Source organism: Neobacillus drentensis, assembly GCF_036962765.1.
In the GTDB taxonomy this organism is placed as follows: Bacteria; Bacillota; Bacilli; order Bacillales; family Cytobacillaceae; genus Neobacillus; species Neobacillus drentensis_C.
Genome location: NZ_JBALOS010000277.1, coordinates 1,508 through 12,222, shown reverse-complemented (window position 1 = coordinate 12,222; position 10,715 = coordinate 1,508). Strand labels below are relative to the sequence as shown.

At 37.4% G+C, this 10,715-nt stretch carries 10 protein-coding genes; all 10 read right to left on the bottom strand.

Going from position 1 to position 10,715, the window contains the following annotated elements:
* Positions 1–135: 135 nt before the first annotated feature.
* Positions 136–1,302 (bottom strand): teichuronic acid biosynthesis protein TuaH, encoded by a 1,167-nt coding sequence (gene tuaH / locus V7137_RS26695; RefSeq protein ID WP_335700877.1) that lies wholly within the window; start codon positions 1,300–1,302, stop codon positions 136–138.
* A 6-nt stretch (positions 1,303–1,308) separates the two neighbouring features.
* Positions 1,309–2,067, bottom strand: coding sequence for a teichuronic acid biosynthesis protein TuaG (gene tuaG / locus V7137_RS26690; RefSeq protein ID WP_335700876.1), 759 nt, complete (start codon positions 2,065–2,067; stop codon positions 1,309–1,311).
* 23 nt (positions 2,068–2,090) lie between these two features.
* On the bottom strand, positions 2,091–2,774 hold the full coding sequence (locus V7137_RS26685) for a hypothetical protein (protein WP_335700875.1): 684 nt from the start codon (positions 2,772–2,774) through the stop codon (positions 2,091–2,093).
* A gap of 14 nt (positions 2,775–2,788) precedes the next feature.
* Entirely contained in the window at positions 2,789–3,043 is a 255-nt protein-coding gene (locus tag V7137_RS26680; RefSeq protein ID WP_335700874.1) for a hypothetical protein, read from the bottom strand.
* Positions 3,044–4,391: 1,348 nt separating this feature from the next.
* The gene (locus tag V7137_RS26675; RefSeq protein ID WP_335700873.1) at positions 4,392–5,333 is read right to left on the bottom strand and encodes an NAD-dependent epimerase/dehydratase family protein; all 942 of its coding nucleotides are present in this window, start codon (positions 5,331–5,333) and stop codon (positions 4,392–4,394) included.
* 12 nt (positions 5,334–5,345) lie between these two features.
* Positions 5,346–6,680 carry a UDP-glucose 6-dehydrogenase TuaD gene (tuaD, locus tag V7137_RS26670; protein WP_335700872.1) on the bottom strand — a complete coding sequence of 445 codons (1,335 nt, stop codon included), beginning with the start codon at positions 6,678–6,680 and terminating at the stop codon, positions 5,346–5,348.
* Positions 6,681–6,721: 41 nt separating this feature from the next.
* Positions 6,722–7,915, bottom strand: a complete 1,194-nt coding sequence (tuaC, locus tag V7137_RS26665) for a teichuronic acid biosynthesis protein TuaC (RefSeq protein WP_335700871.1) — start codon at positions 7,913–7,915, stop codon at positions 6,722–6,724.
* A complete protein-coding gene (gene tuaB / locus V7137_RS26660) occupies positions 7,915–9,375 on the bottom strand; it encodes a teichuronic acid biosynthesis protein TuaB (protein ID WP_335700870.1) in 1,461 nt (486 codons plus the stop codon). The genes tuaC and tuaB overlap by 1 nt, the downstream gene beginning before the upstream one ends.
* A gap of 16 nt (positions 9,376–9,391) precedes the next feature.
* Positions 9,392–10,051, bottom strand: coding sequence for a sugar transferase (locus tag V7137_RS26655; RefSeq protein WP_335700869.1), 660 nt, complete (start codon positions 10,049–10,051; stop codon positions 9,392–9,394).
* Between the two features lie 303 nt (positions 10,052–10,354).
* Positions 10,355–10,715, bottom strand: a 361-nt coding sequence (locus V7137_RS26650) for a transporter associated domain-containing protein (protein ID WP_335700868.1), incomplete at its 5' end; no start/stop codon positions are given.

Below are 10,715 nucleotides of genomic sequence, written 5' to 3'. Positions count from 1 at the left end.
AATCATTTCATTTCCTTCTACAATTCCACACCCGTGCCATTTAGACAATCTGCACTTCCAACTGACTTATTTACAAATAAAAAAAGAAACCCCTTAGGGGTCTCCAACAATGGATCAAGCTTGGGTTTTTCAAATCTAAACTAATAGAATCATATCCTCAAATACTTCGTTCCAATTTTTTGTTTTAGCAAGTGTCTTGCGCCTGCGGATATAGTCTGGATGAGTTTTGGTGCCTTCTAATTGTTCACATACCCGGATAAATTCATTTGTATCATTATTATCTAAATGTGCGTATACAGATTCCTCTGCATATTTTTTAGTTGATGGCAAATGCATGCCAACTACCGACTTCCCCGCTGCCAAAAATTCAAACAACTTTAAGGGAAATACAGCTTGATTATATTGAGATGATTTGTATGGCATGATTCCAATATCGATTAAGTTCATATATTTTGGCACTTCTGTAGGTACGACACTTCCAGTCCATAAGACATTACTCTCCGTTAATAAGTCTTTAAATTTTGGATGATCATTTGTTCCATCTGGACCTACAAATAGAAAAAGCCACTCTCGTTTTTTTTGTGCTGCTTCCTGGATTAAATCAAAATCCAGCTTGGGTTTAATTCCGCCGATAAATCCCAAAACGGTTCCGTCAAAATGATCAGGAAGAATATTCGCGATTTGTGTGGGATTTTTTGCAAACAGATCAAATTCCACCCCATTTTCAAAGGTAAACACCTTTTCTTCTGAGCCTAACTTTTCTACGATTCTCGTACGTAGAAGTTCAGATGTACAAAAAATGACATCTGAATTTTGAATGATCCGATTTTCTGCGCTTGATATGATGTTCTTTCTAAAATTGGCAACAATAGAGTTTTTCCCATTGATAGGAGAAGTCCATAAATCACTGCAATCATAAGCGATTTTATTCCAAGAAAATACGTCAGTAAGTAATGGAAATCCAGGAAAGGTATACCATAGATTAACGGTATACTTTTCCTGTGCTTCTTTTAAATATAGTAATAAGGGCTGCAGCTTAGTTCGATGAAATTCATCCATATAGCGCCCAAACCGAAACACTTTTTGTGGAAATAAATCTTTGATCGTCCATTGTTTTATTCTATTTGACATTATTGTGTATGAATCTTCTTTTTGTTCTGGTGTCGGGCAAAGCCAAATAACCTCTTTTGTTTCAGGATGATTTTGTAGGAATTCAGCAAGCCGATGTCTTCGGTACCGTAACTGGTCCTGTGCCCATTCACCTGTTGCCACAATAACATGTATACTCTTCATTTGTTTCATCCCTTTTTATATTCTTTTTAATACAGCATGAAAGGCATAATGTGAAAAACACCAACAAGCCTTTAAGACGTTCAGTTTTTCTAACTTGCGATAGACAAACCAATTCATTTTTGCTGCTTTCCATTTGTTTTTTGAAATAGAGGGATTCCCTATGCGGTACTCGGCCAAATTTTCATTTAATCCGTATGCATTGATCCCTTTTTTTAATATGGCTAGCCAAGTGGCTAAATCCTGTCTTGTTCGTATGTTAGGCATCTGAATATCGCCTACTACCTTTCGATCTAGCATGACTGTCAAACATCCAATAATCGTATTCTTTAACATATCATTATACGAAATTTCCTCAGGGGCGAATATCTGTTTGTTCAACAGTACTCCCTCATTTGTTACAAGTTCGTAACCGGTAAATGTAAACGCATAGTTGTTAGTCTGCATAAAAGAAAGTTGTTTTTGTAATTTTTCTGGTTTCCAGGAGTCATCACTATCAAGAAATGCAACATATCTTCCTTTTGCATGCTGCAATGCTATGTTTCGGGCAACAGCAGCCCCGCCATTCTGTTGTAAATAAATAACATGTATTCTATCATCTTCTTTTTCAATACGCTCTAAAATATCAGGTGTATTGTCAGACGAACAATCATCGACAATAATCATCTCCCAGTTTTGAAAGGTTTGCTTTTTAACAGAAGCGATTGTATCCTCGATAAACAAACTGGCATTATATGAAGGCGTTATAATGGAGATCAGTGGCTGCTCCGGATTCATGAAAATACCTCCTTTTGAAATGACTATTCCCGGAAAATGGTTGGGAAAACAATCCATAAAAAGCTTAATGTTACCCCCAATAAAATCCCTAGTACTGCTCTTTCCTTTGAATTGAAAGCTCTGTTTTCAGTATCGATGGTGTTTATGTCAGCAGGTTTTAATAATGTGGCTGGTTTTATATCATTTAGAGCTGTCTTAAGTTCAAATAATAAGCGCAGCTGGTCACCTTTGGCCTCGGATGCTATTTGTACACCTTTTATTTCTTCAATAGATTCTTGAAAGAATTTTTGTTTTTCTTGGAATCTATCTTGGTCGATTTCCAGAAAAGCAGTTGTTATCTCGTTTAGCACTTTAGCCGTACTTTCCTCTGAATGATCTGAATACGAAAGTGTTATCAAGTTGTCAGGTCCTGCAGTTACATGTAAATTCGTATAAATTTCCTCAAACCTTTCTTCCCATAAATCCTTCAAATGTAATTCGTAAATCAGGATGTTCGGGTTCGTGAGCATATTAATGACACGTTTAGGATCATTTAGCTCTGGATAATCATAGTTTCCTAAGGTAAGGACTGTATCTAAGGTATAATTTGATTTTGCCTTTCCAACTGGAATAAGCCATCCAATTACACCCAGCAAAATCGTCATTACTAATAATAGTAGGAAGTATTTGTTCAATCTTTCTTTTAAAATTTGAATCTTATGTCCCATTTAAACCTTGCTCCTTAGTAGGAATTTTCTTCATGTTGTTGATATTGTTTGTTCGAAAACACAGAAACCGTACAAATAACAAATCCTAGAAATACCCAATGAAAAAATAGATTACTGACAGAACTCGGACTGATACTAGAAACAATGAATCCGATCAACCCCATCATACACGCTTCAAGTAACCCTTTTTGGTTCCTGTTTCGTTGGACTTTATAAAATCTGTAGAGACTTATGAACAGATAGACATACATGGTGACGTAACCAAGCATTATGATGACTCCAAAATTGCCCATTATTTCAGCGAGCCAATTATGGACTTCAACCACATGGTTTGTTGCATAGACTGACTCGTTTTTTAAATAGTAAGGTACATTGCCTGCCCCCNNGTATTCTTCAGTAGATTTAATCTTGCTACATTAGATGGAAGAATTTCATACCCAGAATAAACAGTAGAAGCGTTAACCAATTGGATTAATTTTGGGATAATTGCAATCGTGCCCACTAGAAAAACCGATGAGCCGATTATAGCTGCCATTCTCTTTAAATAAGCCGGTAGAAGGATATACAGATAAACGGCTAAACCTATCATGACTCCAAGCAGACTTGCCCGTGAATCCGTCAAATAAATGAGATATACACAAATAATCGCAAGAAATAAGCTAGTTGTTTTTAAAAATAGTTGATTACTATTTTTGGTTAAAGATAGATAAAAAAAGAATGATATAGTAAGAAACGTGGCAAAATCATTTTGATTATAGAAAACAGATGTTGGAAATGACAGCTTATAAAGTGGGGCCCCATACAAAGTTGATGTCGGCAGCTGAATCTGAGCAAAATGATTTACTAATCCAATCACCATTAACAGGACTGTCATAACCAGCCAAATACCATAAAACAGGAACAAATGATTCATCTTTCTAAAGATAAAGACGGCTAAAAAGACAAACAATAACCCCATGCCCAATAGAATTAACGACTTAATTCCCTCGAAAACCGATTTTGCCCATAGCAGTGATACCGCCCCATAGGCAAACCAAAACAGTAGAAACAAGAGAACACCTTTTACATTTACTTGATTCCAATAATAAGGAAGATTCTTTTCTTTCATTACATGTGAGAAAAAGATCATAGCAGCAACGATCAATACCAAGCGATACAAAAATATACTAAAAAAGCCAACATGAATGCTTAAAACAGATTGATTCAGAAATGTTGTCATGACTAATAAGTACATCACGCTAGATAATTGGGGTTTATTGATAACGTTCATTTTTATAAGTAAGATTAAAATGATAATTGCCCATACCCCAAGAAAAATCATCATTTCAAACTGCATTTCAACAAGTGAATAAATAACGGCCAATCCTACTAAGAGAAAAGCTGACACACCTGTTGCTTGCTTTACCAGTGGATTACTTTGCATCAAACTTCCTTCTCCTTTATCAAAGGCTATTTTCGCATGGATTGTTGTTTTTCGTATAAGTGTATCAACCCGTTTAACTACATGCTTCGTGGCATCTTTTCGTAAGAACATTTGCGAAAATTGCCTAGAAACTTAGCAAAGGACCCATATTAATATCCAAAAACAACAAAATTTACGAAAAGAGCCTTTTCAAACTAACCATTTAGTGAGAGCAATTGCTTTTTCATTGCGAACTGGAGAGTTTCCTGCAACCCTTCGAATAGTTTGGTAGAGGGCTCCCAATTCAGTAATGTTTTTGTTTCTTCATTGGCGAGAATACTATGCCGAATATCGCCTGGACGATCTTGTTTATAAATTGGACTCAAATCTGAATCAGCTGCTTTTTTCATCGTTTCGAACAACTCATTAATGGAAATAAACGATCCTGATGACACATGGACACTTATATTTTCATTTGCATGAAGAGCCTTAACATTAGCAGCCGCTACATCTTTTACATAAATAAAATCTCTTGTTTGCTCACCATCGCCATATATAACAGGGGTGCTATTTTCAGTCAGTTGACTCGAGAAAATAGCTACGACTCCCCCTTCACCCTTTGCATCCTGCCTTGGTCCATATACATTGCTGTAGCGCAGAATACTATAGGGTAGTTGGTATAGTTTACTTGACATCTTTAAATAATTTTCAACCGATAACTTTGTCAGTCCGTAGGGAGATTCCGGGTTTGTTGGGTGTTCGATAGTCACAGGCAATGCGACAGGATTCCCGTAAACAGCTGCAGATGAAGCAAATACAAATCGTTTCACCTTTGCTTTAATGGCCGCATTTATCATGTGAAGAGATCCCCTAATATTTATTTTTTCATCCATTAGGAAGTCCTTTACAGACTCAGCCACACTTACTTGTGCAGCTTGGTGAATAATATAATCTGGACAAAGCGAAACAATTAAGTCAATGACACTTGGATCGGTAATGTCGTGATTATAGACTTCAATAGGCAAGTGTTCGATGTTTTCTAGTTGTCCAGTTGAAAAATTATCAATAACCGTGACATTGAAATCATGTCGAAGCAATTCCTCCACAATATGGGAGCCAATAAATCCAGCTCCTCCCGTAACAATTACTTTACTCATCTGTAATACCTCCTATAATGTCCTAGATATGGATGATTCTGCATGTATGGCAGGCCTACCAACCGAAAGATACGTAAATCCAAGTTCTTTCATCACTTCTAAGTCAAAGAGATTACGACCATCAACCATCAGTGGCTGGTTCATTAATTTCTTTACTAATGATAAATCTAATGTTTTTACGTCCTGCCAGTCTGTTAAGATCATACAGGCATCTGAATGATGAATAGTCTCATAGATATCCTCTGAATAGGTGCACTCATAACCGATTTGTTTTTTCGCTTCGACAATCGCGATAGGATCATATGCCTTAACGATTGCACCCTGCATTGTTAAATATGGAATAATATCTAAAGCTGGTGAAGACCGAACATCATCGGTATCTGGTTTAAATGCTAAACCTAGAACACTAATCGTTTTCCCTTTTAAAGAACCTAATGCATGAGACAATTTATTCACCAGCTGCACCCTTTGTCCTTCGTTTGTATCTATGACTGCCTTGATTAATTTAAAATCGTATTGACAATCTTCGGCAATGTGCAGGAGAGCAGCGGTATCCTTTGGAAAACAAGATCCACCGAATCCTACACCTGCTTGTAAAAATTTATTGCCAATCCGGCTATCTAATCCAATCCCTTGAGACACTTTTGTAACGTCGGCACCAACGCGTTCGCATATGTTGGCAATATCATTAATAAATGAAATCTTTGTTGCCAAAAATGCATTGGCAGCATATTTAATGATCTCAGCTGTTTCTAAAGAGGCATTCACAATATTTGTGGTAAAAGGCTGATGAATTTCCGCAATTATTTGAAAAGCTTTTTCGCTTGTGGCGCCAATGACTGCGCGCTCCATGTTCATCGTATCTTTGATAGCCGTTCCTTCTCTTAAAAATTCAGGATTGGAGACAACATCAAAAGGATGTTTTCCAGTAGAATATTCACTAATCACAGATTCTATTAATCTTCCTGTGCCAACGGGTACTGTACTTTTTGTGACAATGACTTTATACCCGTTTAAATTTTCACCAATAGATTGAGCGACCTGTTTTACATAGGTTAAGTCAGCTTTACCTGATGATGTCATCGGTGTCCCAACTGCAATAAAAATCACCTCAGCATCCTGGATCTCTTGACTAATATTAGCGCTAAATTTCAGTGTTCCTTTCCGAACATTTTTTTGGACTAATTCTTCTAATCCGGGCTCGTAAATTGGAATAATCCCCTTTATGAGTTCATTGATCTTCAATTGATTAATATCACAGCAAGTCACCTGGTTTCCTGAATCAGCAAAGCATGTACCTGTAACAAGACCAACATATCCAGTTCCTAAAACAGCAATTTTTTTCATCCTTATCAATCCTTCCAGTTCTTTATTAAATACAGTCGCGACTATATCGTTGAATAAATGGATTCGATCGTCCGTTGATAGACAGCTTTTAACAAAACAGCATTGTGATCAGCATGATAGTTTTTTTGAATATTTTCATACAGTTCATGCTGAACCTGCGAGGTAGAAAGATGTCGATTTAAAATATCGTTTATTCGATTTACCAGGCTTGAAACCGACCTACTTTCGATTAAAAGCTGACTATGCTCCCCAAAAAGCTCTGGTATACCACCCACTGCCGTACATATCACAGGCACCTTCAGGGCTAGTGCTTCAATGACAACGGTTGGCATGCCTTCTGTGTAAGACGGGAGTGCAAATACATCACTAGCAAGCAAATAATCTTTTACTCTTTCATTTTCTACTTGCCCCGTTAAGAACAGCCTTCGATTGTAATCGGAATGCTGCCTTAATTTTTCTTTTGCTGGTCCATCTCCCACAAATACAATAGCTACATCATTTGAAAGCCATTTAAGTGAATGGGCGAGTTCAAAAACTCCTTTTGCTTTTGTTAGCCTTCCTATAAACACAATAATTTTCTTGTCCTCAGGGAGTTGAAGGCGTCTTCTTATTTGCCATTTGGAGTCATCAGCAGGTTGAAATTGTGATAGATCAACACCTATGGGAAGGACGATACTATCTCTGCCAGATAACTCCTTTGCCCTCAGCTTTAGGCTTTGACCCACTGCCAATACCTGATTTGCTGCCTGTACAGTCTGTTCGAATACTTTTTTGGCACTTGAACTATAATGGGGATAAATATTTACATCACTACCATGTAACGTTAAAATCCACGGCAGTCTTTTTTGCTCTGCCACTATTCTCGCTGCCCCACCAGATGGCATAGCAAAATGGGCGTGAATTAAATCGGGCTCTATCTCGTATTCCGACATTGTTTTTAATATGGAAGCAGCAATTCGTTTATCCGGCTGGGCCCATCTTAGCTGGCCTGGAAGGGCTAAATAGGGTGGACGGTAGACCGTCACTCCATTACGGATATACTTAAATGGAACCCCATTATTAGCACGGTATTGCCTTTTTACGTACCTGATCAAAGCGGGATTGCGCGGCACAGGACAAATCACTGTGACCTCAACGCCTAACTTGATTAATGCTTGAACTTGAGTCTCATGAAAAACACCCAGACCTGGTTTTTCCTCACTAGGATATACACTTGTAATCCATAAAATCTTCATTATGTTTGCCCTCTTATTTGTTTTTTTACGATCCTCAAGAAAAAATTTGGATAAAGCTTATACAAAAGCAAAATATAGACAACACCACTTATACCGACTGAAAAAATAAGAGGCCAAATGCTCGATTGGGTGAAATAATTGACAGAAATCTTTTTCAGACAAAAAGCAATGGCTGTTATCAGCAAAGATAATAGGAATGGAACAGAAATAGATTTCAGATATTGCCGAAAGCGCAGCTGAATTAACCAGTTTAATAACCATCTTCCAACTAAGAAATTCACAAGGCTTACTCCTGCATATGTCCAGGCTACAACTTCCAGTTTATTGGTCATAACAGCCATCCATAAAGAGGCACCATAGACAACGAGAACGGCGGCATCCCAATAAAAAGCGATATTCGCTTTTCCTTTTGCTAAAATAACTGAGCCATTTGGGTTCATTAAAACCCTAAGAATGCCAACTAAGGCCATGATTTGCAAAACAGGAACGGCGTCCAGCCATTTCTGTCCAAAAATAGTTATGATAAAAACATTTGACACTGCCGTAAGACCCATTAAGATGGGGAAAGACACTAGACTCAATAGCTTTGTCATGTGCAAGAATCCATCTGTTAATAAAACATGATCTTGGTGACTTTTCGAAAAAACCGGAAAAGCAACTCTTGTAATAATTGGATTAATCTTTAAGACCGGAATGGTCACGATTTGATAGGCAAGATTATAAATACCAAGTGCCTCAGCACCCATAAATCGCCCGATTAAGATCACATCAAGGTTGGAACCAATTCGATTGACTAATCGTGAGGCCAGTTGGAATGCCCCAAACGCCATGTATTCCTTGCATTCCGACAAATCGAATACGAAAGATGGCCGCCATTTCTTTTGATAACAGATCAAATAAAGAAGCCCTTTTAGTGAATTCATTACGACTTGTGAAATGACATAGGCATAAATGGGACTAATAGTAAAGATGAGAATGATCATTGTAAGGAAAGAGATCATTGTCGTACCCGCTTCAATAGCCCCTAGCAAATTAAAACGTAAATCTTTTTGCAGCAAATACTGGCATTGCTGCCCGACCGGAGCGATTAAAAACATCACAGCCAAAAGTCGAATCAGTTCTATTAATTCGCTTCGTTGAAAGTACATCGCAATCAAGGGACTAAAGAGGAATAAGATGACAAACAACCCGATTCCTACCACCACATTTAGCCAAAACAAAGATGACAAAACGCGTGTTGAAACCTCTTGTTTTTGAATCACGGCTGAACCAATTCCTAGATCAAGTAAGATCTGAGCGAACACAACAATCGTGGTAATCATTCCAACTAGACCAAATTCGGATATACTCATTACTTTGCCAAGTAATGCAAACTGAATAATTTGGATGGCAGTTATAATAAGTGTAGAAATTCCTGTCCACTTGACTCCTTTATGCAGCTGACTTCTGATGACTGACATATGCTTCCCGCCTTTATTAACGTGCTCCCTCTCCTGTGAAAATTACTTTAAAGGTCTTTATGATAATTTTCACTTCAAGTAAAAATGATAGATTTTGGATGTATGCCAGGTCGTATATCAGTTTTTCTCTTGGAGAAATATCATACCCTCCACTGACCTGCGCAAGACCAGTAAGGCCTGGTTTAACAAGTACCCGATTTTCGAATCCTTTTATCTCTTTTTTAAATTTCTCTGTAAAGAATGGTCTTTCAGGTCTTGGACCTACAATTGACATGTCCCCTATTAATACAGAGACCAATTGAGGAAGCTCGTCAATACGAGTCTTTCTGATTACCGCACCCACTCTTGTGATTCGGGGGTCATTTTTTTCTGCCCACTTTGCACCTTCTTTTTCTGCATCCATTCTCATCGATCGTAATTTCATCATCTTGAATCGTTTTCCATTCTTGCCAATCCTCTCCTGAACATAAAAGGGAGAACCTGGTGTTTCAATGACGATGAGGATCGTAAATATAAGAACAATTGGCAGTGCAATAATCAATCCAATGGCTGCAAGGAAAATATCATAAGCTCTTTTTAAATAGAGATAATGTTCTACATTCTTTGATAATCTGAGATTGGATGACGGTACCCTAGGATATTCTTGGTAGATAGTAAAGCTTTTTTCAGTACTCACAAATTTTTCACCCCAAAAGATTTTTTAATAATGAGACTTGCTAACCCATACGTAAAGTATAGGTACATATTTTGAAGTTGCTGTTGAGAAGAGGTGAAGAGTTTGTAAAAGATTTTGAATATTTATTAAGTTCGTAAATACTTTGTAAAGATTTTTGCGAAACATAGGAAGATATACCGATAATATGAAAAAAACGGCTAAAAAGAGGATGTGGATATATCCCCTTTTTTAGCCGTTTTTTAGATTGCATCTATGTTGTCCCAATACAAAAAAATCCCTCTTGTCTCAACAAGAGGGATTGGATTAGGCAATTGATTCTTTATTGGCTACTTTTAAAATTTCTAGCAGCTTAATATGGTAACCATCGATTTCAAGTACTTTAAATTCATAGTCGTCATATCTAACTTTATCGCCTTCGACGACATCCATTTTTTCTGATAAAATCCATCCTCCGATTGTATCCATGTCGGAATTTTCGAGATCTAGCCCGAATAAGTCATTGATTTCATCTATAAGGACTTTACCATCAACAATGGTTTGGTTTTCACTAATTTTATTAATCTCTGGTACTTCGTCAGCATCAAATTCATCACGAATCTCGCCGACAATTTCTTCAAGGATGTCTTCGACAGTGACTAACCCTGCAGTACCGCCATATTCATCC